At 64.4% G+C, this 25523-nt stretch carries 23 protein-coding genes; 12 read left to right on the forward strand and 11 right to left on the reverse strand.

Annotated elements, in window-relative coordinates:
• The first annotated feature begins 257 nt into the window (after positions 1–257).
• On the forward strand, positions 258–2417 hold the full coding sequence (locus tag CXY83_RS05755; protein ID WP_104196437.1) for an acyltransferase family protein: 2160 nt from the start codon (positions 258–260) through the stop codon (positions 2415–2417).
• Between the two features lie 179 nt (positions 2418–2596).
• On the opposite strand, the gene CXY83_RS05760 is transcribed toward CXY83_RS05755, so the two are convergent.
• Complete coding sequence (locus CXY83_RS05760) at positions 2597–2911, reverse strand: hypothetical protein (protein ID WP_104196438.1); 315 nt, start codon at positions 2909–2911, stop codon at positions 2597–2599.
• Between the two features lie 293 nt (positions 2912–3204).
• Between CXY83_RS05760 and CXY83_RS05765 the strand changes: the two genes are divergently transcribed.
• Positions 3205–4698, forward strand: coding sequence for an amidohydrolase (locus CXY83_RS05765; protein ID WP_104196439.1), 1494 nt, complete (start codon positions 3205–3207; stop codon positions 4696–4698).
• A gap of 7 nt (positions 4699–4705) precedes the next feature.
• Here the strand turns inward: CXY83_RS05765 and pstB are convergent, their stop codons facing one another.
• The 8 genes from pstB to CXY83_RS05805 all read right to left on the reverse strand — a co-directional run bounded on the left by pstB (position 4706) and on the right by CXY83_RS05805 (position 13836).
• Complete coding sequence (gene pstB, locus CXY83_RS05770) at positions 4706–5485, reverse strand: phosphate ABC transporter ATP-binding protein PstB (RefSeq protein WP_104196440.1); 780 nt, start codon at positions 5483–5485, stop codon at positions 4706–4708.
• Between the two features lie 27 nt (positions 5486–5512).
• On the reverse strand, positions 5513–6601 hold the full coding sequence (pstA, locus tag CXY83_RS05775) for a phosphate ABC transporter permease PstA (protein WP_104196441.1): 1089 nt from the start codon (positions 6599–6601) through the stop codon (positions 5513–5515).
• Positions 6601–7542: a phosphate ABC transporter permease subunit PstC gene (pstC, locus tag CXY83_RS05780; protein WP_104196442.1), complete on the reverse strand. Its 942-nt coding sequence runs from the start codon at positions 7540–7542 to the stop codon at positions 6601–6603. Before pstC ends, pstA begins: the two co-directional genes overlap by 1 nt.
• A gap of 143 nt (positions 7543–7685) precedes the next feature.
• Complete coding sequence (gene pstS, locus CXY83_RS05785) at positions 7686–8777, reverse strand: phosphate ABC transporter substrate-binding protein PstS (protein WP_104196443.1); 1092 nt, start codon at positions 8775–8777, stop codon at positions 7686–7688.
• A 232-nt stretch (positions 8778–9009) separates the two neighbouring features.
• A complete protein-coding gene (locus CXY83_RS05790) occupies positions 9010–9957 on the reverse strand; it encodes an NUDIX hydrolase (protein WP_255408737.1) in 948 nt (315 codons plus the stop codon).
• A complete protein-coding gene (locus CXY83_RS05795; protein ID WP_104196444.1) occupies positions 9957–12128 on the reverse strand; it encodes an RNA degradosome polyphosphate kinase in 2172 nt (723 codons plus the stop codon). Before CXY83_RS05795 ends, CXY83_RS05790 begins: the two co-directional genes overlap by 1 nt.
• 174 nt (positions 12129–12302) lie before the next feature.
• Positions 12303–13175 (reverse strand): mycothiol synthase, encoded by an 873-nt coding sequence (gene mshD / locus CXY83_RS05800; protein WP_104196445.1) that lies wholly within the window; start codon positions 13173–13175, stop codon positions 12303–12305.
• Complete coding sequence (locus tag CXY83_RS05805; protein WP_104196446.1) at positions 13144–13836, reverse strand: response regulator transcription factor; 693 nt, start codon at positions 13834–13836, stop codon at positions 13144–13146. Before CXY83_RS05805 ends, mshD begins: the two co-directional genes overlap by 32 nt.
• Positions 13837–13908: 72 nt before the next feature.
• On the opposite strand from CXY83_RS05805, the gene CXY83_RS05810 reads away from it, so the two are divergent.
• The 4 genes from CXY83_RS05810 to CXY83_RS05825 all read left to right on the forward strand — a co-directional run bounded on the left by CXY83_RS05810 (position 13909) and on the right by CXY83_RS05825 (position 17242).
• Complete coding sequence (locus CXY83_RS05810) at positions 13909–14160, forward strand: hypothetical protein (protein ID WP_104196447.1); 252 nt, start codon at positions 13909–13911, stop codon at positions 14158–14160.
• Between the two features lie 143 nt (positions 14161–14303).
• Entirely contained in the window at positions 14304–15020 is a 717-nt protein-coding gene (locus CXY83_RS05815; RefSeq protein WP_104196448.1) for an FABP family protein, read from the forward strand.
• Positions 15021–15250: 230 nt separating this feature from the next.
• The gene (locus tag CXY83_RS05820) at positions 15251–16459 is read left to right on the forward strand and encodes a folate-binding protein YgfZ (RefSeq protein WP_104196573.1); all 1209 of its coding nucleotides are present in this window, start codon (positions 15251–15253) and stop codon (positions 16457–16459) included.
• A gap of 30 nt (positions 16460–16489) precedes the next feature.
• Positions 16490–17242, forward strand: a complete 753-nt coding sequence (locus CXY83_RS05825; protein ID WP_104196449.1) for a phosphoglyceromutase — start codon at positions 16490–16492, stop codon at positions 17240–17242.
• Between the two features lie 208 nt (positions 17243–17450).
• Here the strand turns inward: CXY83_RS05825 and phoU are convergent, their stop codons facing one another.
• Positions 17451–18107, reverse strand: a complete 657-nt coding sequence (phoU, locus tag CXY83_RS05830; protein ID WP_104196450.1) for a phosphate signaling complex protein PhoU — start codon at positions 18105–18107, stop codon at positions 17451–17453.
• Between the two features lie 179 nt (positions 18108–18286).
• On the opposite strand from phoU, the gene CXY83_RS05835 reads away from it, so the two are divergent.
• Complete coding sequence (locus tag CXY83_RS05835) at positions 18287–19477, forward strand: cell wall metabolism sensor histidine kinase WalK (protein WP_104196451.1); 1191 nt, start codon at positions 18287–18289, stop codon at positions 19475–19477.
• Complete coding sequence (locus CXY83_RS05840) at positions 19474–20157, forward strand: response regulator transcription factor (protein ID WP_104196452.1); 684 nt, start codon at positions 19474–19476, stop codon at positions 20155–20157. Before CXY83_RS05835 ends, CXY83_RS05840 begins: the two co-directional genes overlap by 4 nt.
• Before the next feature lie 61 nt (positions 20158–20218).
• On the opposite strand, the gene CXY83_RS17360 is transcribed toward CXY83_RS05840, so the two are convergent.
• Positions 20219–20764 (reverse strand): hypothetical protein, encoded by a 546-nt coding sequence (locus CXY83_RS17360; protein ID WP_146069871.1) that lies wholly within the window; start codon positions 20762–20764, stop codon positions 20219–20221.
• 177 nt (positions 20765–20941) lie between these two features.
• Between CXY83_RS17360 and CXY83_RS05850 the strand changes: the two genes are divergently transcribed.
• From CXY83_RS05850 to rlmB, 4 genes are all read left to right on the forward strand, one after another.
• Complete coding sequence (locus CXY83_RS05850) at positions 20942–21424, forward strand: CarD family transcriptional regulator (RefSeq protein ID WP_104192043.1); 483 nt, start codon at positions 20942–20944, stop codon at positions 21422–21424.
• Between the two features lie 121 nt (positions 21425–21545).
• Positions 21546–22931 carry a 2-C-methyl-D-erythritol 4-phosphate cytidylyltransferase gene (gene ispD, locus CXY83_RS05855; protein WP_104196454.1) on the forward strand — a complete coding sequence of 462 codons (1386 nt, stop codon included), beginning with the start codon at positions 21546–21548 and terminating at the stop codon, positions 22929–22931.
• A complete protein-coding gene (gene cysS / locus CXY83_RS05860) occupies positions 22928–24343 on the forward strand; it encodes a cysteine--tRNA ligase (protein ID WP_104196455.1) in 1416 nt (471 codons plus the stop codon). The genes ispD and cysS overlap by 4 nt, the downstream gene beginning before the upstream one ends.
• Positions 24343–25473, forward strand: coding sequence for a 23S rRNA (guanosine(2251)-2'-O)-methyltransferase RlmB (rlmB, locus tag CXY83_RS05865; protein ID WP_104196456.1), 1131 nt, complete (start codon positions 24343–24345; stop codon positions 25471–25473). Before cysS ends, rlmB begins: the two co-directional genes overlap by 1 nt.
• The last annotated feature ends 50 nt before the right edge of the window (positions 25474–25523 follow it).

Below are 25523 nucleotides of genomic sequence, written 5' to 3' on the forward strand. Positions count from 1 at the left end.
CACCCCAGAACTCCCTCGCAGGAACCAGGCGGGCCCCACGTGCACACAGCACGCGAGGCCCGCCTCTTCGCGCACCCCAGCCCAGCACGTTCTCTTCCGGGGTGCCACGCCATCGACAAGCCGAAACGAATGGCGCGCAATCCTCATGATCTACTACCCTCGACTCATCACGGTCTTTTTGAGGCCTTGGCCGCCATCCTGCAGCACCTGAGCATCCGGCGCTGAATGTACACTGACCCCCAATCGCAGGGAGAACAATGTCGCCCACTGCTCAGATCCCACGGGCGCAGGAGAATAAACCGAGCGGCATCCGTTCCGATATTCAAGGACTTCGTGCGCTCGCCGTCGTGGCCGTCATCTTCGACCATATCTGGGCGTGGCCGTCCGGCGGTTTCGTGGGTGTCGATGTCTTTTTCGTAATCAGCGGCTTCCTCATCACCGGCCTACTGCTGCGCGAGCATGAGCGAACAAATCACATCTCTTTCACCGTCTTCTATCAACGCCGCATCAAGCGCATCATCCCGGCAGCGACGCTCGTTTTGCTGGTCACCCTTAGCGCGGCATTGCTCTTGTTCAACAGGGGCCGGTTTGACCAGACGTTCTGGGATGCGATCTGGGCATTCTTCTTCACGGCGAACTGGCACTTCGCGGCCGCCGGCACGGACTATTTTCTGGCGGACGGCCCGATTTCACCCCTGCAGCACTACTGGTCCCTCTCCGTCGAGGAACAGTTCTACTTTGTCTGGCCGGGGCTGATGCTCGCCGTGTTGATCGTCGCCGCCAAGGTGGGGGTTAATCGTCGACGTCTTGTCACCGGCGTCGTCATGGCACTCATCATCGTCGTGTCGTTCGGGTGGGCCATGTTCGACACGCAAGCCCACCCGACCCTGGCCTATTTCTCCACCTTTACACGTGCTTGGGAACTCGGTGTGGGCGCGCTCATCGCCATAACGTCGCCGTGGTGGTCACAGATTCCGGCGCGAGCGCGTCCGATTCTCGCGTGGGTGGGATTGCTCGGGATCGTCTTCTCGATCTTCGTCATCAATGAAACCCTGCCTTTCCCTGCGCCGTGGGCTGTGCTCCCGGTCGTCGCCGCAGCCCTCGTTATCGCAGCCGGCATCGGGGGTGAACAGCGTTTCCTCTATCCGCTGACTAACCGGGTCAGCGTCTACCTCGGCAACATTTCCTATTCCCTGTACCTCTGGCACTTCCCGGTCATCATTCTGGCCGGTACGCTGATTTCGCCGTCTTCGCTTCGGTACTACGTCCTCGTTCTCGTGGGCATCGCGGTGCTTTCGGTGCTCGCCTACAACCTGGTCGAGCGGCCCCTGCATAAATCACCGTGGCTCGGCGGCAAGACGTCCCGCCAGCGCCGCCGTTTTGAGTGGTCCGCCTGGCGGCGACAGCACGGCCCCGCACTAAAACGCAACGGGCTTGCCGGCGCCACGCTCGTGGCCTTCGGTGTCGTCTTCCTCGCAATCCTCCCGTCGCTGTCACCCAACCCCGCAGCTGGCTACGTGCCGGCGGCTCCCAAAGATTCGACGGCTGCCTCCCTAGCGCCGCAGGCCGACGCCGTACAGGCGCAGCTTTCATCGGCGCTATTGGCTTCAACGTGGCCGGAGTTCAACCCGCCCATCGTCAATTTAGCCGATCAGCGTGTTCCGCAATGGACCGAAAATGGCTGTCTGAACGTCACCGATCGCAATCTCGATCTGTGCTCCTACGGTGCAGCTGTTCCAACACGCACCGCCGTTGTGCTGGGCGATTCCATCGCCACCAGCTGGCTTCCGGCCGTGATTTCGGCGCTCGAACCCCTCGGCTACTCGATACAGGCACTCACCAAGGAGAGTTGCCCAATCGCGCGAACGGATGTCCTCGACCCGCGTGCCCGGGACACAGTGTTTGACGAGTGTGGATCATTCACCGACTGGGCGCAGCAGAAGGTGCGGCAACTGGACCCTGACCTGATCATCCTCTCCGATTCCTTTCTCTCCATCAAACGACTGGCGTCTCAGGCTGAAGGGCCGGCCGCGGAATCCGAATGGACCGCTGCCTACGCGGCCGCGCTTGCCGAGCTGCCCGCACGCGCGTCGAAAGTCAGCCTTATGACCCCTCCCGGTGCAGAAAATCTGCAGTCGTGTTACACCCCCTTGTCTCAGCCGGGCAACTGCATCCGTTCGATTCAAGACGACTGGAAGGTTCTTCTTCGTGCCGAAGCGAGCGCCGCGACCATGGCTGGCACGACGTTCATCAACACCCAGTCCTGGTTCTGCATTGAGGCTCTATGCCCCGCCTTTGTTGACAAATCAGCCGTGTACGCCGACTCCAGTCATCTCACCGCGACCTACAGCGAAAGCATCGGTGCAGTGCTCCAGGAGAAACTGCAGTCCCTCAAGATCGCTCCGCCGAGCGCCTAGTGTCGGGTCCAGCGCCGGGTGGTTTTCGGGGCTGCTGGCAGTATCATTCCGGGTCGACACCCGCCGTTTTCCCACCGGGCAGGTGTTGAGCGCTCGCGGCACCGTTGAGGGACGAGGGCACCGGTTCCTTGGAGTGCGCTCGTCCCTAGACGGTGCCACGAGGGCGGCTGGCACCCGCTTTATGCGCGCGCCGCGCCTTCGGCGCGCTTCCGTCGCACCGCGGTCGTGGTGACGAAGGTCAGCCCGAGCAGCAGCGCGGCGGTTCCGCCCGAAATCGCCAGCACGGAGGCGTCATAGCCCGTGGAGGCAAGCCCGACGTAGCCCACGTATGCCTCTTCGGAGCCGACATACCCCTCGTCCGGAGGGACAACGGCGCCGGTCACCTCCGGGCTCGAACTGCCGTTCGGAACGTACGTTACAGCGGATGCTGCGGCTGGCACAGCGAAGACGGCCAGCGTGGCGAGGGCGGTGATTGCAAAAAGCTTCTTGAGCATGAGAGATTTCCTGTCAGAACGGTCGGTTCGGCACGGATCGAGGTGAATGTGTGCCTTGAACGCCTCATACCGTAGCGATTTCTACCGTAGATATCTACGGGTTGCTGACGAATTCTCATTGAAAGTCTCGTGCGGTACTCTCGCGGGCCGTTGCCTCGCTGGTCTGGCTCGCTACGCGTACGCGAGCAAAGTGAAAGTTTCGCCGAAGGAGTCGAAACTGGTCAACGGATCCACCGCTCACCCGCCTGTACTGTGGCAAGGGGACACATTGCCCCTTGAGTGAAAGACGATCCATGCCCGATCTCGTTCTGCGCTCCGTCACGCAGCCCGGCAACAGCACGCTCTGCGACGTGCATATCTCAGACGGAGTCATCACGCAGATCGCGCCTGCACACACCAAAACGGATGCCCCCACCATCGACCTCGAGGGCCGCACCGTCATTCCCGGCCTGTGGGATGAACACGTGCACATGACCCAGTGGGCGCTCGCCGGAGCCCGGTTCGACCTCTCCGCGGCCTCTTCGGCCCATGAGGCCCTCGGGCTCGTGCGCGCGCAGATCACCACGGCCGCGCAGTCGACCCCGTTGATCGGAGTGAGATTTCGCGACGCGACCTGGGCTGACTGGCCGACCCTGCGCGGCCTCGATGAGGCGACAGAGGGGCATCCGACCGCTTTGATCAGCCATGACCTGCACTGCGTCTGGCTCAACAGCGCGGCCGCTGTGCGCTTTGACGTGTACGTCGACGAGTCCGGCTTGCTGAGGGAGCAGGCCGCGTTCGACCTCACCCTGGCACTTGGCCAGCTACCCGATGCCGAAGTCGACGTTCTGACCGCCCAGGCCGGGAGCCGGGCCGCCGCCCGCGGTGTCGTCGGTGTCGTCGACTTTGAAATGACCTGGAACCGCGACCCGTGGCAGCGCCGCATCAGCAGCGGATTCGATGCCCTTCGCATCGATGCCGGCGTCTACGTGGCCGACCTTGACCGCGCCGTCGACGAGCGGATGCACACCGGCGACCTCATCGCAGACACCCGCGGCCTGCTCAGCGTAGGGCCGCTCAAGCTGCTCATCGACGGGTCGCTGAACACCCGCACGGCCTTCTGCGTCAACGAATACCCGGTCGGTGGGCACGGGGTGCTCGTCGTGGGCGAAGACGAGCTCACCGAGATTCTGTTGAAGGCGCGGGAAGCCGGGCTGCTGCCCGCGGTGCACGCTATCGGCGACGCGGCCAACACCGTCGCCCTCAACGCCTTCGAGCGCGCTGGCACCATCGGCCGTGACAACCCCGGCGGCACCGCAGGCCGCATCGAACACGCCCAGTTCTTGCAGGCCCAGGATTTCGTCCGCTTTGCCCGTCTGGGTGTCACGGCAAGCGTGCAGCCGGAGCAAGCCCTCGACGACCGCGACACCATCGAATCCAACTGGGCCGCCGGAGCCGACCGCGTCTTCGCCCTGCGCTCGCTGCTCGACGCCGGCGCCACCCTCGCCTTCGGATCCGACGCCCCTGTCGCCCCCCTCGACCCCCTCACCGCCATGAGCGCAGCGTCGTCCCGGGCTCGTAGTGACGGCCGAGAAGCCTGGCGCCCCGACCAGGTCATTACCCGTAGCCAGGCACTGGCCGCGTCAGCTCGCGGCCGCACCCACCTGCGCGTTGGCGACATCGCCGACCTTGCCGTTCTCGACGGTGACCCGCTACAGGTCTCCGATGCCGTTTTTGAACGGATGCCCGTGGCTGCCACGCTGCTCGCCGGCCGCGCTACCTTCGGCGCCGCCCTGTTCGGCGGCTGAGGGAGGGTTACCCGAACCGTCCAGACACGTAGTCCTCGGTCGCCTGCACGGTCGGGTTCGAGAAGATCGTCGTGGTGTCGTCGTACTCGATGAGTTTGCCCGGCTTGCCGGTGCCCGCAATGTTGAAGAACGCCGTACGGTCAGACACCCGCGAAGCCTGCTGCATGTTGTGCGTCACGATCACGATCGTGTACTCCTGCTTCATCTCTTCGATGAGGTCCTCGATGGCCAGCGTCGAGATCGGGTCGAGCGCCGAACACGGCTCGTCCATCAGAATCACGTCGGGCTCGACGGCAATGGCGCGGGCGATGCACAGTCGCTGCTGCTGCCCACCCGACAGGCCCGATCCGGGGCGCCCCAGGCGATCCTTCACCTCGTTCCACAGGTTGGCGCCGCGGAGGGCCTTTTCGGTGAGGTCGTCGGCATCCGATTTCGACATGCGACGGTTGTTGAGCTTCACGCCGGCCAGCACATTGTCCTGGATCGACATGGTCGGAAACGGGTTGGGTCGCTGAAAGACCATGCCCACCTGGCGACGCACGAGCACGGGGTCAACGCCCGGTCCGTAGAGGTTGTTGCCGTCGATGAGCACCTCACCCTCGACGCGGGCGCCGGGGATGACTTCGTGCATGCGGTTGAGCGTGCGAATGAATGTGCTCTTACCGCAACCGCTCGGCCCGATGAACGCGGTCACCGTGCGCGGCTCGATGACGATCGAGACGCCCTCGACGGCTAGAAAATTGGTGTAGTACACGTTGAGGTCGTTGACTTCGATGCGCTTGGACATAAGTCCCTTTCTATACTGAATGAAAAATTAGCGGCCCAGTTTGGGCGAGAACCAGTAGGCGATCAGGCGGGCGAGGCCGTTGAGCAGCATCACGATCAGAATCAAGGTGAGCGCCGCGGCCCAGGCCCGGTCGATGAAGGCCTGCGAGTCGGCGCCCTGGTTGGCGTACTGGGTGTACACGAACACCGGCAGGGTCATCATGCGCTCGCTGAACAGGTCGTAATTCATGCTCGACGTGAACCCGGCAATGATCAACAGCGGCGCCGTCTCACCGATCACACGGGCGATCGACAGCATGACTCCGGTCACAATTCCGGCGATGGATGTTGGCAGCACGACCTTGAGAATGGTCAGCCACTTCGGCACCCCGAGTGCAAAAGCGGCTTCACGCAGTTCGTTCGGCACGAGCTTGAGCATCTCTTCGCTCGAGCGCACCACCACGGGAATCATCAGCACCGACAGCGCGATGGCTCCACCGAAACCGAAGCGAATACCGGGATCGTCGAACAAAAGCGCGAACAGGGCGAAGGCGAACAGCCCTGCAACGATCGAGGGGATACCGGTCATCACATCCACGAAGAAGGTAATGGCCCTGGATAGGCGTCCGCGACCATATTCCACGAGATAGATCGCGGCGAGGAGCCCGATCGGCACCGAGATGAGCGTGGCCATGCCGGTCACCAAAAGCGTGCCGATGACGGCGTGCAGCACGCCGCCGCCTGCGCCCACCACGTTGCGCTGCGAAGAGGTGAAGAACGTCGGCGTGAGAAACGCGGGTAGCCCGTTCACGGTGGTCGTGTAGATGATCGAGATGAGCGGCAACAGGGCAATGACGAACGCTGCGGTCACCAGCGCGGTCATCAACCGGTCTTTGGCCTTGCGCGAGCCCTCGACCAGGCGGGAGAGCACATAGATAGCCACGCAGTACAGCACGGTACCGAACACGAATGTGCCCACAATGTTGAAGCCGTCTACCGCTGCCGACAGGTAAAGCATCGCGAAGAAGGCGGCCGACACGGCCCAGCTGGCGAGCAAAACCCACAGCGACGCGCGCCGGGGCAGCTTGCCGGCGGTGAGCGAGTTCGTCAGCGGTGAAGCTTCCAGAACGGATGACATCAGTTGGCTCCCGAAAATGCCTTACGGCTGTTGATGATGACCCGGGCCAGCATGTTCACGAGCAGTGTCACGATGAACAGAACGAGGCCGGTCGCGAGCAGAATGTTCACACCGACGCCGTGCGCCTCCGGAAAGTTCAGCGCGATATTCGCGGCGATGGTGTTGGAGTTCTGCGCGGTGAGCAGCTGGAAGATCACTTCCGGGCTGGGGGAGAGCACCATAGCCACGGCCATGGTCTCGCCAAGGGCACGGCCGAGACCGAGCATCGACGCCGAGATGATGCCGGGCAGGCCGAACGGCAGCACGGCCATTCGAATCATTTCCCAGCGGGTGGCACCGAGGGCCAGGGCCGCTTCCTCATGCAATAGCGGGGTCTGCAGAAAGATCTCGCGACAGATGGCGGTGATGATCGGCAGAATCATCACGGCGAGCACGATCGACACGGTGAAGATGGTGCGGCCGGTGCCCGAAGCCGGGCCGGCTAGGGGGGTGAACCAACCGAACCAGTCCACGATGGTGGTGTAGAACGGCTGCACGAGTGGCGCCAGCACGCCGATGCCCCAAAGGCCGAAGACCACCGAGGGAACGGCGGCGAGCAGATCGATCAGGTAGCCGAGGCCCTGCGCGAGCTTGCGCGGTGCGAAGTGTGAGATGAACAGGGCGATTCCGAGGGCGACCGGAACGGCCATAAGCAGTGCCAGAACGGCCGAGTAGATCGTGCCGAAGACGAGCGGACCCACGTACGACCAGAAATTGGTGACGTCTCCGCTGAAGTCGTCTGGCCCTGCGACGAACGCGGGCAGGCTCTCGACGAGAAGAAAGATGGCCACGGCGGCGAGCATGGCGAGGATCAGGCTTCCGGAAATCACGGTGGCCGACGAGAAGATGCGGTCGCCGGGGCGTTGCCTGGCCTTGATGGTCGTGGCGGCAGCGGTGGTCATGCCGGTCTCCTAAAAGCGTCGAGCTGGTGAAAGTATGTAAAACGGGGGTGCCATGCGGCTGGACGCAACTGGCCGTACACCCCAGTCTGCCCGATCCGCCCTCGCAGGTGTGCGAGAACAGACCGGGCAGGTGTGTGGAGTTGTTACTTGACGGTCGCGAGAACCGCAGCGACGTCGGCTTCGAGCTTGTCCGTCAGTGGTGCGACACCGGCGGATTTTTCAGCAACAGCCTGTCCGTCAGCGCTGGCGATGTATTCGATGTAAGCCTTGACGAGCTCGCCCTGTGCTGCGTCCGCATATTCGTTGCAGACGATCGCGTAGCTCACCAGCACCAGCGGGTATTCCGCCGGATTGGTGGTCTTGCGGTTCAGGTCGAGCGCCAGGTCATCGGCTGCGCGGTCGGGCACGAGGGGCGATCCGGCGACAACCTCGGCCGCGGCCTCGGGGGTGTAAGCCACGAACTCGCTGCCGACCATGAGCTTGGCGGTGCTGAGCGTGCCGGCCTGCGAGGCATCGGCGTAGCCGATCATGTTCGTGCCGTTGGTGACAGCGTCAACGACGCCCGAGGTGCCCTTCGCGCCTTCGCCGGGGAACGGGAAGGTGTCCGAGGCCTTTTCGGTCCACACGGTCGGTGCGGTCTGGCCGAGGTAGTCGGTGAAGTTCTTGGTGGTACCCGAGTCATCTGAGCGGTGTACGGCGTGAATGATATCGGAGGGAAGCGTTGCGTCGGGGTTCAGCGCAACGATGGCCGCGTCGTCCCATGCGGTGATCGCACCGGAGAAGATCTTGGCGAGCGTGTCAGCATCCATGTTGAGTTCGTCAACGCCATCGACGTTGAAGATCACTGCGATCGGGGAGATATAGACCGGCAGGTCGACAGCCTTGCTGTTGGGAGCGCAGGAGTTAAACACGCCGGCGAGCTCGTCGGTGCTCATGTAGGAGTCGCTGCCGGCGAAGTCGGTGCCGCCGGCGATGAAGGCTTCGCGGCCGCCGCCGGAGCCGGAGGGCTCATAGTTGATCGTGACGCCGGTGTTGGCGGTCTGGAAACCGGCGATCCAGGCCTGCTGGGCGGCATCCATCGAGCTGGCGCCGGCGCCGTTGAGGGTGCCGGTGAGGGTACTGGCGGATGCTTCGTCGGACGCCGGGGTGGCTCCTTCGTTTGCTGCACAGGACGAGAGAGCAAGACCTGCGGCAATGGCGATGACCGCGGGGCGGCCGAAACGCTTGAAGTTCACGTGTATTCCCTTTCAGGGTTTTGACAAGACTGTGTGTGCTTATACAAGCCGGTGCTGGCCCGTAAACGACGTTAGGGATTTGAAGTAACCATCGCCCGACCTATTGGTAAACAGAAGGTAAACGAGAGATAACGCTTGAAGCATCTACGGCCCTCATCAGTGGGGTCTCGCGCGTGATCAGACGATGCTCGCGGCTTCCGCACCGGCTCGCGTCACGCGTCAGCTGACCGGACTAGGCCGTCGCGGGGTATGTTTCTATCGCGAGGATGCCGGCCGCCGGATTCTCCGACGACAAGTGCACGATCGTGAATCCACCGGTGTCCAGGTTCGCTGCCTCCGACAGTGCCGACGACGTCTGGCTTCCCGTCGCGAGCGCGACCTCGCGCAAAATCTCCGGCAGTACGGGCCCGTGGCTGCAGAGCACGGCCGTCTTGCGGGCCCGCACGCGCTTGCCGACGACGCCGCGAATATCCGCTTCGCCGCTTTCGAGTGCGTCCTGGCTGATGAGGTCGGTCTGCTTGATCGGGATACCCGTGGCGGCAGCCAGCGGCGCCACGGTCGTGACACATCGCGTTGCCGTGCTCGAGATTATGCGCAGCGGGCGCCACGCCATGATCGTGTCGACCAGGCTCGCCGCCTGCTTCACGCCGCGAGCGGTCAGCGGACGACGCGCGTCGGGCAGGGCGCCGGTGCGCGGCGCCGCCTTGCCGTGCCGCAGCGCGATCAGTGCGAAGGTACGGGTCACCCCAGCGTCGACCAAAGCGGAGAATGCCTCGAGAATGGTGACGTCGGCCGGGTAGCTCAGATAGGTACGCGCCTTCTTGATGGTGACCCATTCAATGGCGGCGACCTCACCGTTCGGCACAAAGGTGGAGTGCGCGATGGCATCGGGCGTAATCTCGGCGGCCCAATAGTGCACGATCTTGGTGCGGCCGTCTGGCATGTCGTAGTGCGACACGCCGAGCGGCACACCGAGGGCCACGGCCAGCCCGGTCTCTTCCTCTACTTCGCGCACCGCGGTGCGGGGCAGCGTTTCGCCCGGGTCCACCTTGCCCTTGGGAATGGTCACGTCGCCGTGTACCGTGCGGTGGATCAGCAGCACCTGCATGCGACCCTCGACCAGTCGCCAGCAGACGGCGCCGGCGGCGTAAACGGCGGGGTCGTTAGCCTTGACGGCCACTAGCGACGTCCGGTCGGCCGCTTGCGCGCACTGATTTGCCGCATCAGCTTGTTCTGCATGTCGCTCAGGTGCCCGCCCTTTTCGTCGACGTCGTGGCGGGTCCACTGGCCGGTTTCGTCGAGCCACCAGCTTGACGTGCGCGGATCCATCGCTCGCTCGAACAGTTCGTCGATCTCGACCAGGTGCTCAGGATCGACCAGCCGCACGAGCGCCTCGACCCGGCGATCGAGGTTGCGGTGCATCATGTCGGCGCTGCCGATGTACACCTGGGTGCCGCCGAGGCTGTGAAAGGAGAAGATGCGCGAATGTTCCAAGTACCGGCCCAGAATGGACCGCACTCGAATGTTCTCGCTCATGCCCGCGACGCCGGGTCGCAGGCTGCAGATGCCGCGCACCCAGACGTCTACCTGTACGCCGGCCTGGCTGGCCCGATACAGCGCGTCGATGATGGCCTCGTCGACCATGGAGTTGACCTTGATCCGGATGCCACTCGTCTTACCGTCGAGCGCATTCTGGGTCTCGATCGCGATGTGTTTGAGCAAGGCCTTCCGCAGGTGCAACGGAGCGACCAGCAGCCGCTTGAACTTCTTCTCGATGGCATAACCCGACAACTCGTTGAACAGGCGGGTGAGGTCTTTGCCAACCTGGGCATCGGCTGTGAGCAGTCCGAGGTCTTCGTAGATACGGCTGGTTTTGGGGTTGTAGTTTCCTGTGCCGACGTGGCTGTAGTGCCGCAGCACGCCCTTCTCGTAGCGCACCACGAGGGCGAGCTTGCAGTGTGTTTTCAAGCCCACCAGGCCGTAGACCACGTGCACGCCGGCCTTCTCGAGTTTGCGGGCCCAGGTGATGTTCGCCTGTTCGTCAAATCGGGCCTTGATCTCGACCAGGGCGAGCACCTGCTTGCCGCTGTCGGCGGCGGCGATGAGTGCCTCGACGATGGGGCTGTCGCCCGAGGTGCGGTATAGCGTCTGTTTGATGGCGAGCACGTTCGGGTCGGCGGCGGCCTGCTCGAGAAAAGTCTGCACGCTCGTCGCGAACGACTCATAGGGATGGTGCAGCAGCACGTCGCGGTTGGCGACCGCTGCGAAGATGTCCTGCTCGGCGTTCGGCTCGCTCGGCAGCAGCTGAGCGGCCGTTGTGGGCACGTGCTTGACGAAGTGCAGGTCCGGGCGGTCGATGCGCAGGTCGAACAGGCCGCCGAGGTCGAGAGGCGCTGGCAGGTGATAGACCTCCTGCTCGGTCACGTCGAGTTCACGCACGAGCAGCCCGAGGGTGACGTCGTCCATGTCTTCGGTGACCTCCAGCCGAATGGGCGGGCCAAACCGGCGGCGCAGCAGCTCTTTCTCGAGCGCTTTGATCAGGTTCTCGGTTTCGTCTTCGTCGATTTCGACGTCTTCGTTGCGGGTGACCCGAAAGACGTGGTGTTCCAGAATTTCCATGCCCGGGAACAGGTCGCCGAGCTGGTTGGCGATCAGGTCCTCCAGCGCGATATAGCGAATGCAGTCGACCGACTCGGTGCGATCCACCCGCACAAACCGCGGCAACATCGGCGGTACCTTGAGCCGGGCGAACTCCTGCTTGCCGGTCTTGGAGTTGCGCACCCGCACAGCCAGATTCAGTGACAGGCCGGAGATATAGGGAAACGGATGCGCCGGGTCGACCGCGAGGGGCATCAGCACCGGAAAGATCTGGTTCGAGAAATAGGTGCGCAGTGATCGGCGATCGGCGTCATCCAGGCTTTCCCAGGCCACGACGTCGACCCCGGCGTTGGCGAGGGCGGGGCGCACGAGTTTCTGGAAGGCGAGGGCGTGGCGATTCTGCAGGGCGTGGGCGGCCGCCGAGATGTCGCTGAGCACGTCCTGGGCAGCTCGACCCACGTTGGTCGGTACCGCGAGTCCGGTGAGGATACGACGTTTCAGACCAGCGACACGCACCATGAAGAATTCGTCGAGGTTACTGGCAAAGATGGCCAGAAAGTTGGTGCGCTCCAGCACGGGCAGACTCTCGTCTTCGGCCAGTTCGAGAACGCGCTGGTTGAAGGCGAGCCAGCTCAGTTCGCGGTCGAGGTAGCGGTCGTCGGGCAGCGCCGGGTCAAGTTTTTCGATGAGTGGGTCAAAGTCGTCATCGAAGTCTGTGAGTCCCGAGTCTGCTTGGGTGATTTCGCCGTCCATCTGACCATCCTGACACCCTTGGTCACGCCACCGCGACGAACGGGGTGAACGTCTGGCGAAATAATCCGGCAGCCGTTGACTTTTCGGCGTGTCGCGTGTCACGCGCGCGCAGCGCTGCTCCCCAACTTTGGTTTTCTTCCGGCCGTGACCTGCATGGCGACCCGTGAGGTGCCTTCAGTCGGTGAGGCGGCGGTACTGCACGTCGACCGTGTGGTCGACGAAACCCAGCGTCCGATACAGGTGCACCGGTCCGAAGCTGTCGGCCTCGACATAGAGCGAGGCGGTCGTGCACCCAGCGTCGGCCAGGCGGTGCAGACCGGCCTGCATGAGCACTCGTCCCAGGCCGCGGCCAGCGGCATCCGGATGCACCCCCACCACATAGATCTCGCCGATCGTCCCATCGACCTTGAGCCAGTTGTAGCCGATCATGCGGCCGTCGGCGTTGCGTAAAATCAGAAAGTCATCGGCGTTGAACCACGACTCCGCCTGCCGCGCCGCCAGGTCAGCCTCGGTGATAGCGCCCTGTTCCGGGTGTGCTGCAAACACGAGCGCGTTCAGCGCCACCCACTCCGGCTCGTCAATCCCCATCCGGAACGCCGAAATATCTTCATCAGTGCACGGCGCGGATGCCGTCGCCTCGTCAAGCAGGGGCTTGCGCATTTCCAGCAACGTGCGCGCAGCGACGAAATGCAGCTCGCTCGCGAGCGCCCGGGCTGCTGGATGATCGCCGTGCGACCAGGCGGTCACGCCATCCGGCTCGGATTGCGCGAGTTCGTGCGCCGCCATGCGCCCGTACCCGCGCCGCCGATAGGTCGGGCTGATCACGAGGTCAATCTCGCCCGGCCCTCCCAGCGACGCCCCGACGACGAGTTCGTTCATTCGCACCAGATAGGCGGTACGCCGGCCCGCCTGCAGGTCATACAGCGCCTGCTCGTTGAACGGCGCGTAGCCGTCGAAGGCCAGCGCGGAATCGGCGACCTGGTGAAAGGTAGCCAGCCCAGCGGCATCCGCTGTACTAAGCGCGGACAGAATTGGGAACCCGCTCATCGTTTTCTTCGTGCACAGTGAAACGGTAGCCGACGTTGCGCACCGTGCCAATGAGCGACTCCTGGTCGCCGAGCTTGGCGCGCAGGCGCCGCACGTGCACGTCGACCGTGCGGGTTCCCCCGAAATAGTCGTAGCCCCACACCTCGCTCAGCAGCTGTTCACGGGTGAAAACGCGCGACGGATGTGCCGCCAGAAACCGCAGCAACTCGAACTCCTTGTAGGTGAGGTCGAGCGGCTTGCCGTGCACCTTCGCTGAATAGCTTGCTTCGTCGATGACCACTCCGGCGGCACGAATCGTGTTCGACGGCACCGTGTGGGCGAGGCGCCCTGCGGTCAGGCGAATGCGGGCATCCACTTCGGCGGGACCGGCCGTGTCGAGAATGACGTCGTCGACGCCCCAATCGGGGCTGACAGCGGCGAGGCCGCCTTCGGTGACTACCAGCAGCAGGGGAGTGGAGCTGCCCATGGTCCGCAGAATCTGGCACAGCGACTTGGCCGCGGCGAGGTTGCTGCGGGCGTCGACCAGAATGAGATCTGAATCGGGCGCATTGATCAGTTGATCCGCCTGGGCGGGAATCAGTTTCGCGCTGTGTGACAGCAACGCCAGCGCGGGGAGCACGTCATTGTTGGCCACCGAGGTCAGGATCAACAACTGCGCCACTCGCGCCCTCCAAGTATCTCGAAATTTATACTAGCGTGCCATGAAACGCGGGCGGTCAGGCAGAATAGACACGTGAGCTGGCACTGGAAAACGATCGCGACCGTGTGGGTACTGGCAATTGCGGGCGCAATTCTTACCGCGATTCTCGCCACCGACGGGTCGGAGATCAGCTGGATCGGCCTCACATTGGCTGTCTGCACCCTCGTTACGCTGGGCCTGCAGATCGCCACCCGAACCAAAGAGGGCTACGTCAAACGGGTCACCATGAGCATCACCGGAGCCATCGTTATTCTGGTGGCGGCCACGATCGTCGTCTCGATCTGACCGCTCGCACTAGACTCACTAGCATGGATCTGTTAGCGCTTGAACTTTTCTTCCTGGGCCTGCTCGGATTGGCCAGCTTGTCGATCGCCTGGGTATCGGGCATGGTCGTGTTCAAGCTGTTCCGGGGGCAGCGGTAACCACGCATGCGTGACCTGCCGGTCGGTTTGCCGTCCGAACTCGTTCCGCTCTCCTGGTTGATCGGAGTGTGGGAAGGCTCCGGCGTACTCGAATACAAGATCGGCGAAGAGTCGGTCAGTCGTACTTTCGGCCACCGCATCAGCTTCAGCCATGACGGCCTGCCACACCTGAACTACAGCTCCTATACCTGGCTTGAGCCCGAGGTCGCTTCCCACGAAACGGATGCCGCTGCATCCGCTGGCCCGTCCGCTCCTGCCGAAACCGATGCCGACGGCGTGGCCCCCGCACTGCCTCAAGCGCTACCACCCGAGATGATGTCCGACGAGAAAACACCGTTGGTCACCGAAACCGGATACTGGCGGCTCAGCCGTCACCAGGGTGACGGCGACCCCGGCCCCGGCATGTTGCCAGGAACGGGCGAGCGTCCGTTCACCTCGGCTGCCGCCGTCGAAACGCTGCGCAACAGTGATGGCGGCTTCGACATTGAGGTCACCCTCGTGCATCCCGGCGGTGTGGCCGAGCTCTACCTCGGCCAAGTCAAGGGTCCGCGCATCGATCTCGCAACGGATGCCGTGCTGCGCACCGCGGGCGCCAAGCCCTACGCTGCTGCCACCCGCCTCTACGGCCTGGTCGACAACCACCTGCTCTGGGCTTGGGATATCGCCGCCCTCGGCCAGGATCTGCGCACCCACGCCTCCGGCCGCCTGGCCCGAGTGCAATAGCCCCCCACCGCCCCCACCGCCCCCACCCCACCCTCTTGGACGGGGCCCGGGCCCGGGCCCGGGCCCTGGGCCCAGTTTATAAACTGGGCCCAGGGCCATANCGGTCGCGCGGTGAAGTTCGTGCGCCCGCCCTCCACCGAATAAATCGCGTGGTCGTACTGTTGATAGTGATGACCCACGCATCGAAGCACGATGGCCGCCCACAACCCGGGCCGGCAGAATTGAGCGACATGACTGACCCGGCCCCGACCTCCTCCCCGCTGCTCGGCCTGCCCGGCGCGGTGCAAGCCGAAGGAATCGACGCCGGTGTTGCCGCGCACTACGGCAACCCTATGATCGAGCAGCGCACGCTCGCTGCCGGCAGCTCCATCGTCGACCTGTCCCACCGCGGCGTGCTCTCCGTCGCTGGCCCCGACCGCCTCACCTGGCTCAATTCCATCGCCAGCCAGGAACTGAAAAGCCTTGCACCGGGCGAATCCACCGAGATGTTGCTGCTAGACCCCACCGGACGTCTCGAATACGCCATCCGCGTGCTCGACGACGGCGTCGAGACCTGGCTTCTGATCGAGGCTGCCGAGCTGCCCGGCCTACAGAAATTCCTCGACCGCATGAAGTTCATGCTGCGCGTGCAGGTCGTCGACCACACTCTCGCTTACGCCACAATCGGCGCCATGACGGATGCCCCCGCCACCGTCGGCATCGCTCCCGCAGCCCCGAACGACGTGCCGCTGACCTGGCTGGACCCGTGGGCGCACGTCGCCCGCGGCGGCTACCAGTACGCCGAAACCCCTGAGCACCCCGGAACCCACTGGACCTACACGGAAACCCTCGTGGCCCGGGCCAGCCTGCCGGCCCTGCGCGATGCCCTGGCCGCCGGAACCGTGACCGTCACGCCCACCGGCGCCGCAGCTACCTCGTCCGTGAAACCCGCAGGACTCCTCGCCCTCGAAGCGCTGCGCATCGCCGCCTGGCGGCCGCGCCGGGCCCGCGAGGTCGATGAGAAGAGTATCCCGCACGAACTGGACTGGCTGCGCACCGCCGTGCACCTGAGCAAGGGCTGCTATCGCGGGCAGGAAACCGTCGCGAAGGTGCACAACCTCGGCCACCCGCCGCGCCGGCTGGTCATGCTGCACCTCGACGGATCAGAGGGCGTGCTGCCTGCCCCGGGCGACCCGGTCCAGGCCGACCGCGTCAGGCCCGAGCAGGAAGCCGAGCGGGTCACCGTCGGCGTCATCACCTCGAGCGGAATCCACTACGAGCTCGGGCCGATCGCGCTCGCGGTGATCAAGCGCACCATTCCGGCTGCGTCGACGCTGTACGTCGCCTCCGAGGGGATCTCCATCTCGGCCAGCCAGGAGATTATCGTGCCGCAGTCGGCCGGGTCCGTTGCTGACATCCCCCGTCTGCCTCGCCTGGGCATCCGCACGCCCGGTCACTGAGGCCACCCCGCCGCTCGATAGAGTTGGCACATGCCTGCCCCATACACACTCGTCCTCCTCCGCCACGGCCAAAGCACCTGGAACCAGCAGAACCTGTTCACCGGCTGGGTGGATGTTCCCCTGAGCGAGCAGGGCGCCAGTGAAGCCGCGCGCGCCGGCGCGCTGCTGCGGGATGCCGGCCTGCTGCCCGACGTGCTGCACACCAGCCTGCTTTCCCGCGCTATCCAGACCGCGAATCTCGCGCTCGACGAGTCCGGCCGCTCCTGGATTCCGGTGAGGCGTTCCTGGCGCCTCAATGAACGCCATTATGGCGGGCTGCAGGGCCTTGACAAGGCCGCGACCCAGGCAAAATTCGGCCAGGAGCAGTTCATGCTCTGGCGCCGCTCCTACGACACCCCACCGCCCGTACTCGACGACTCGAGCGAGTTCTCGCAGGCGCACGACGTCCGCTACGCGGGCCTCGGCTCCGACCTGCCCCGCACCGAGTGCCTCAAGGACGTCGTCGAGCGGATGCTGCCCTACTGGCAGTCCGACATCGCGCCCGACCTGCGCGCGGGTAAAACCGTGCTGGTCACCGCGCACGGCAACTCCCTGCGCGCCCTGGTCAAGCACCTCGACGGCATCAGCGACGCCGACATCGCCGAGCTGAACATCCCCACCGGAATTCCGCTCGTCTACCGGCTCGGCGAGGACCTCATGCCGCTCGCACCGGGGGAGTACCTCGACCCCGAAGCTGCTGCGGCCGGCGCGGCCGCCGTGGCCGCCCAGGGCAACACGAAGTAGCCTGCGCGCCCACGCGACAGGCCCGGTGTACACCGGTTCATTCTCATAACTCCTGCAAATTCTTCGACACCGCAGCACGTCCCGCGTGATGACGCGGTCGGCCCGCTGTCGGTGCAGAAATTGCAGGAGTTATGCGAATATGGCCGCAATGAACCTACAAAGAAAGGCCCCGGAAGCGGATGCTCCGGGGCCTTTCTTGATCAAGAATTCAGTCGCGGTCGTCCTGATGCCAGGCGCCCGTGCCGAGGTACTGCACCTTTTTGGCGATGGAGACTGCGTGGTCAGCAAAACGTTCGTGGTAACGGCTGGCCAGGGTCGCGTCGACCGTGTCGGCGGCGAGTCCCTTCCAGGTTTCGCCGAGCACGGCGTCGAACACGCTCAGGTGCAGGGCGTCGACCTTGTCGTCTTCGTGGCGAATCTTGTCGGCGAGCTGCATGTTTTGGTTGGTGAGCAACTCGGTGAGCATGTTCGCGATGACCACGTCAAGGGCGCCCATCTCGGCGAAGGTGCCGCGCAGACCCTTGGGGATGACCTTGTCGGGAAACCGGTACCGGGCCAGCTGGGCGATGTGGGTGGCGAGGTCGCCCATCCGCTCGAGAGAGGCGCTGATGCGTAGGGCGCTGACCACGATGCGCAGGTCGCGGGCGACCGGCTGTTGGCGCGCGAGAATGGTGATGGCGAGTTCATCGAGTTCAACGGTGAGTTCGTCGATCTTCTCGTCTTCGGTGATGGCTTCTTCGGCCAGACTCACGTCGCTCTCGTTGAAGGCGCGTGTTGCTTTGTCCATAGAAATCGCGACGAGCCGGGCGATATCGACAAGTCGGTGTTGAACTTCGGCGAGTTCCTGTTGGAATACATCGCGCATAGGGTGATCCTTTCGGCCGCGCGAACACGCACGATCTGTGTGACCAGCCTTGGCCACCGCTTTATGGTGTCGAATTTAGGTTAACGGCAGGTGCCGCCCACTTGAACACTAACTAAAGTACAGGGTCCGGCGCAGGTGCGTTGCGAACGGGGGACGGATACTGTCAGTAATCTGTAGAGATGGAATCGACGTGGCTGGTGTTGCTGTCGCTGGCGCTCGGACTCGGTGTCGGCGCGGGTTTCGTGTCGCTCATACATGTCGCCGAGCATCACGGCCGCCGCGCTGCGGATGTCGTCAACCCCGCTGTGCCCGACGGTATCGATCAGGTGCTCGACGCCCTCGAGACCGCTGGGGTCGTGCTCGACCCGTCGAACAACGTCATCAAGACCAGCCCGGGCGCTCTCACTCTGGGCTTGGTCTGGAACCAGCAGCTGGTGCACCCCGAACTACTCGAACTCGCCCGTCAGGTACGGCAGACCGGCGAGCCGATCTCCGAAGACCTGGTGCTGTCCCGCGGCCCGTTCGGCGACGCAAGCATGCGCTTTCGGGTGCGCCTGGCCCGACTCGGCACGCGCTATGTGCTGATGTTGGCTGAGGACCGCACCGAAGCCTTTCGCCTCGACGAGGTGCGCCGCGACTTCGTGGCCAATATCAGCCACGAGCTGAAGACCCCCATCGCCTCCGTCGGTCTGCTCGCCGAGGCTCTCAACCAGGCAGCGGATGAACCGGAGCAGGTTCGCCGCTTTGCCAACCGGTTGACGACGGAGTCGGCGAGGCTCGGCCGCCTCACCCAGGAGATCATCGAGCTGTCCCGGTTGCAGGCGCAGGATGCCCTCGCGGAACCGGAGATTCTCAGTGTCGACGACATCGTCGCCGCAGCGGTCGATCAAAGTCGGGTCGTCGCCGAGGCCGAGCGCATCACGATCGTCATCGGCAAGAAGTCCGGGGCCCGGGTGTTCGGTGACGAAGCTCTACTCACCGTCGCCGTGCATAACCTCGTCGCAAACGCGGTGAACTATTCCCTCGAGGGGTCGCGAGTGGGCGTCGGCGTGCGCCTGCAGAAGGGCATCGTCGAGATCACCGTTACCGACCAGGGAGTCGGCATCGCCGAGAGCGACCTCGACCGGGTGTTCGAACGCTTCTTCCGCGTCGACCAGGCTCGATCGCGGCATACCGGTGGGACAGGCCTCGGCCTGTCCATTGTCAAGCACGTCGTGCAAAACCACGGCGGCGACATTCGCGTCTGGTCGCAGCCTGGCAGCGGATCCACTTTCACCATCCGCCTTCCGGAGGCGGCTGCACCGATCATCGAACCACGCCCGAACAAACCGCGAACGGTCGCTCGTGCGACCGCAGGAGACACACAATGACACGCATCCTCTTAGTTGAAGACGAGAGCGCCCTGAGCGAACCGTTGAGCTTTCTGCTTGAACGCGAGGGCTATGAGGTCGTCGTCGCCGAAGACGGACCGAGCGCGATCAGCGAGTTCGACCAGAACGGCACCGACCTCATTCTGCTCGATCTGATGCTGCCCGGCATCCCCGGCACCGAGGTGTGCCGAGAGATCCGAACTCGGTCGACCGTACCCATCATCATGCTCACCGCAAAAGATTCCGAGATTGACATCGTCGTTGGTCTTGAGCTCGGAGCTGATGACTACGTCACCAAGCCGTATTCAACGCGCGAACTGGTCGCCCGCATTCGTGCGGTGCTGCGTCGGCACGAGGATCAGAGTGCAGCCGACGTGGACACCATGCTCACGGCTGGCACCGTGAGTATGGACGTGGAACGGCACGCCGTGACAGTCTCCGGCGAGCTCGTGAACATGCCGTTGAAAGAATTCGAATTGCTCGAGTTCCTGCTGCGAAACGCCGGTCGCGTGCTGACCCGCGGCCAGCTCATCGACCGAGTCTGGGGTACCGACTACTTTGGTGACACGAAAACGCTCGACGTGCACATCAAACGCATCCGCTCACGCATCGAGGCAGCCCCATCCGATCCGGTCATGCTCGTAACCGTGCGCGGTCTCGGGTACCGGTTCGAAGCCTAGGGAGAAACGAAACAGGCCGCCGTCCCTGAGGGATGGCGGCCTGCTTCGTGTGTTGCGCGGGTTACGCGGAAGGCGTGGCCGGGGGGGTCGGTGTCACGGTCGGTACTTCCGTGGGGATCGGTGTCACGGTCGGTGCTGGCGTGGGTAGAAGGGTCGAGTACTCGCTCTGGGCGCCGGAGAGGACGGGCAGCAAAAGCTCGATACCGGTCTCTTCTCCGTACTGGAAGAACACCGGAAACAGCGAGCCGGGCTGGCTGGCCATGTTGTCCAGAACCACCGAGGGGGCGCCCTCTGTGCCGAATGTCACGGTCGTGTTGGCCTCAACCGGCACCTGCTGCGACACCTTTCCGGTGCTCGACTCGTACTGCACGAGCAGGGTCTGCAGGGCGTCTGTGGGGTTCACGACGGAGACGACCAGATTGGCCAGTTCCCCGTCGGTCGAGATCAGCAGAGCGTTGCGAATGTGAATCTCGCCCACATCGCCGCTGACACCGTCACTCGCGTTGTAGGCGATCGAGGTGGCCGGGGGTGCGAAAAACCCGCACGCGCTCGTGCCCAACAGAATGCCAGCCGCCAATACAACGGATGCAGCGATGCGCGCTCTCACAAAACCTCCACTACTGAAGCAGCGTTCGGCGGTGGGCCGACGCTGCAGAATTCCCTGTGCTATTAGCTTAGCGGCGAGTTTGGGGGCGCGACTGTCGTCGACGTGCCTCGCGGGGGCGCGCGTACTGTAGCACCTCTTAGCTGTGGTAAACTCTAGTCCGCTGAAGGGATCACATCCATGCTGTTTGAGGTTGGCGAGACCGTCGTGTATCCCCACCACGGCGCGGCGATGATCACCGAGGTGAAAACTCGCATCATCAAGGGTGAAGAAAAGCTGTACCTCAAGCTGAACGTCACGCAGGGAGATCTGACGATCGAAGTTCCTGCCGAGAACGTTGATCTCGTCGGCGTTCGCGATGTTATTGGCCAAGATGGCCTCGACAAGGTTTTTGAAGTGCTGCGGGCACCGTTTACCGAAGAGCCCACCAACTGGTCCCGTCGGTACAAGGCTAATCTCGAAAAGCTGGCCAGCGGCGATGTGATCAAGGTGTCCGAGGTGGTGCGCGACCTGTGGCGCCGCGACCAGGACCGCGGCCTGTCCGCCGGTGAAAAGCGGATGTTGGCCAAGGCCCGACAAATTCTGATCAGCGAGTTGGCCTTGGCCGAAAAAACCGACGAAGAGAAAGCATCCACCGTTCTCGACGAGGTCCTTGCTTCCTGAACTTCCGAGCCCAGCTCGATCACTGTGCTTCGTGAGAGGCGGCGCCGACAGGCGTCGCCTTTTTGCTTGCTTGTCCTGACCATGCTCTCCAGCCCGACCCCCGGATAGATACCCTCCAGATATGACTGATTCACCTGCATTAGCGGCTGCACCCTCGGTTGCCGTCATCGTCGTGGCCGCCGGAAGTGGTTCCCGCCTCGGGCACGTCGAACCCAAAGCATTCGTCCTACTGCAGATGCGCCCCCTCCTGGATCGTGCCTTGGATTCGATCTTCGCAATGCGTGAAGCGGTGCAAGTCATCGTGGTTGCCCCCATCGACCGGCTGATGGATGCCCGACGAATCGCCGCTTCGGTCTCCGCCCGTCACGAGGCGCCCGACACCACTACGCCGCCTCCGCTCAGTCCCGCCGCCACGTCCACCAGTATCGCCGCGCCTCCTTCGCGCACGGTCACCATCATCGAAGGCGGGCGCACCCGGCAGGACTCGGTCGACCGGGGCATGAGTGCACTGATGCCGAGCATCGATATCGTGCTCGTGCACGACGCCGCGCGCGCGCTCACCCCCGCCGTCCTCTGTGACGAGGTCGTCGCTGCGGTGCGTTCCACCGGACACGGCATTATTCCGGGGCTGCCCCTGGTCGACACCATTAAGCGCATCGCTCATTCCGGCGCCATCCTCGGCACCGTCGATCGTTCTGAGCTCTCCGCAGTGCAGACCCCGCAGGGTTTTCCGCGCTCGATGCTCGCGGATGCCCACGCCCGGGCCGCGCAGAACGGCCGGTTCGAGGCCCACACCGACGATGCGGCCCTCGTCGCCGACGCCGGACTCCCGGTGAGCGTTATTGCCGGCCATCCGCTCGCCTTCAAGATCACGACCCCCGAAGACCTCGAACGTGCCGAGGCCATCCTGCACGCGGCGACTGCGTCCCCGACGCCCGCCTGGCACCTTCCGCGCATCGGCACGGGCCTCGACGTGCACTCGTTCGCTACCGACGCCACCACGGAGCTCTGGCTGGCCGGGTTGTACTGGCCAGGGGAACGCGGCCTGAGCGGGCACAGCGACGGCGATGTCGTCGCGCACGCTATCTGTGATGCCATACTCGGCGCCGCCGGACTGGGGGATATCGGCAGCGTTTTCGGCACGGCCGACCCCCGATTCACCGATGCACACGGCGAGATTTTCCTCACCGAGACCGTGCGCCTGGTCGCCGCCGCCGGTTATCTCATCGGCAATGTGTCGGTGCAGATTATCGGCAATCGCCCCAGGTTTTCGCCGCGTCGGGGCGAAGCAGAAACGCTACTCGCCCGAATCCTCCTCGCACCGGTCAATATTGCCGCGACGACGACCGACGCGCTCGGCTTTACCGGCCGCGGTGAAGGTGTGGCGGCGACGGCCACCGCGTTGCTCTACCTCGCACCTTGCGCAGGTCGGTCCGTCGGGCAGCCGGCCGCGCCTGCGCCCTTGCCCGAGCCGGGTCAGACCCCTGACCTAAACTGGGAGGCGTGACCATGCAACTCTACGATTCGAAGGCGCAGGCCTTGCGTGACTTCGTCCCCCTCGAAGCGGGCCAGGTCTCGATGTACGTGTGTGGACCCACCGTGCAGTCCAGCCCGCACATCGGTCATCTGCGCAGTGCCCTGGTCTACGACCAGCTTCGTCGCTGGCTCAGCTACCGCGGACTGAACGTCACGTTTGTGCGCAACGTCACCGACATCGATGACAAAATTTTGATCAACGCGAAAGGATCGAGCGAGCAGTGGTGGGCCCTCGCCTACCGTTACGAGCTCGAGTTCACCGCCGGCTACCAGCGACTCGGCATTCTCGCCCCCACCTACGAGCCGCGGGCGACGGCGAGCATCACCGAGATGCAGACCCTCATCACTACCCTGATCGAGCGTGGTCACGCCTATGCCGCCCCTGATTCGTCGGGCGACGTCTACTTTGACAGTGCGAGCTGGGCGGCCTACGGCGCCCTCACCCACCAGTCGCCCGGCAATATGGAAGCGGCAACGGACGCCTCCCCACGCGGCAAGAAAGACCCGCGCGACTTCGCCCTCTGGAAGGGTTCCAAGGCTGGCGAGCCCGCCTCCGCCGCCTGGATCTCGCCGTGGGGGCAGGGCCGTCCGGGCTGGCACATCGAGTGCTCCGCTATGGCCGCCCGCTACCTCGGCGAGCACTTCGACATTCACGGCGGCGGCCTCGACCTGCGGTTTCCGCACCACGAGAACGAGCTCGCGCAGTCCAACGCGGCCGGCAGTGACTTCGCGAACTACTGGGTGCACAACGGCCTGGTGAACGTGAACGGTCAGAAGATGTCGAAGTCGCTTGGCAACTCGGTGTTTGCGGCCGAACTGCTCAGCCAGGCCCGCGCCATCGTCGTGCGCTATTTTCTCGGCGCTGCCCACTACCGCTCCACCATCGACTACAACGACGGTTCGCTGCTCGAGGCTGAAGCTGCCCTCGAGCGCGTCGAAAGTTTTCTCGACCGTGCCGACCGAAGGCTCGCCGGAACCCGGTTCGCCGGAACCGGCGTCGAGATCGTGCCGGATGACTTCGCCGTGGCTATGGACGACGACCTCGCCGTTCCGCAGGCGCTCGGCGTACTCCACGACACCGTGCGTGCCGGCAACGCTGCACTGGATGCCGAAGACCTGCACGCTGCGGCATCCGCTCGCAGTGGAGTACTCGCGATGAGCGAAGTACTGGGAATCAACCCTTTGTCGCCCGGCTGGGCCGTGGCGACGGACGAACCGGCCATGGTGGCCCTGAGCGCGTTGGTCGAGCGACTGCTCGGCGACCGCAACCTCGCCAGGGAAAACCGCGACTACGCGGCCGCAGACCGAATCCGGGACGAACTCGTCGCCGCCGGAATCACCATCGAAGACACCCCGTCGGGTGCCCATTGGAGCTTTGACTGATGAAGAACTTAGACCGCAAATCGCGCACCGGATCGGTGCGCAAGGGCAGCCGCGGAGCCCAGGTCGGCTCCGGCGGCCAAGGGCGCCAGGCGCTCGAGGGTAAAAAGCCCACGCCGAAGGCCGAAGACCGTCCGTACCACCCCGCCGGTAAGCGCAAGGCGGCGGCGGAGCGGTTCACCGCGGCCGGTGGCTTCAACTCGCGTCCCGCAGCGGATGCGTCCGCCAACCGAGGCGGAGCCCGTGGAGGCACCCCTCGTGGCGGCGCCCGCGGCGCCTCGCAGGGTGCACCCCAGCGCGGCACTGGCAACACCGGCGGCGGCGGATCCTCGACTCGTCGGGCCAAGCAGATCGACGAGCACGAGATTGTCACCGGCCGCAACTCGGTGCTCGAGGCGCTGCGCGCGAAGATCCCTGCGCTGACGCTGTACATCGCCGCACGCATCGAAATGGATGAACGGGTCAAAGAGGTGCTGCTCATGGCGACGAGCCGCAACATCCCCATCCTCGAGGTCATGCGCCCCGAACTCGACCGGCTTGCCGGTCGTGACGCCGTGCACCAGGGGCTCGCGCTCAAGGTTCCCGCCTACGAGTACGCGCACCCGATGGAGTTGCTCGAACTCACCATCAGCCGCGGCCACAAGCCGCTGTTTGTGGCCCTCGACGGCATCACAGACCCGCGCAACCTGGGCGCGATCATCCGCTCGACCGCTGCGTTCGGCGGCCACGGAATCATCGTGCCGCAGCGTCGCTCGGTCGGCGTGACCGCCTCGGCCTGGAAGACCAGCGCCGGAGCGGCCGCCCGCACCCCCGTTGCCATGGCGAGCAACCTCACCCAGACCCTGAAAGCGCTCAAAGCGCAGGGCGTGTTCGTGCTTGGTCTCGACGGCGACGGCGACGTGTCGCTGCCCGACCTCGGCACGGGCTTCGCGGAGCGGCCCGTCGTGATCGTCGTCGGCAGCGAGGGCAAGGGGCTCTCGCGCCTCGTCACCGAGACCTGCGACGCGATCGTCTCGATTCCCATCAGTGCTGCGACCGAGTCGCTCAACGCCGGAATCGCTGCCGGAGTCACCCTGTACGAGGTGGCGCGCCTGCGTGCCCAGATCAAGCAGGCAAAGGCCGCCAAGCAGTAGCCTCGTTCCTTTGTGGACGGGGCCCGGGCCCCGTCCACGGGCCCAGTTTA

Source organism: Cryobacterium sp. M15, from assembly GCF_002929675.1.
Classification (GTDB): Bacteria; Actinomycetota; Actinomycetes; order Actinomycetales; family Microbacteriaceae; genus Cryobacterium; species Cryobacterium lyxosi.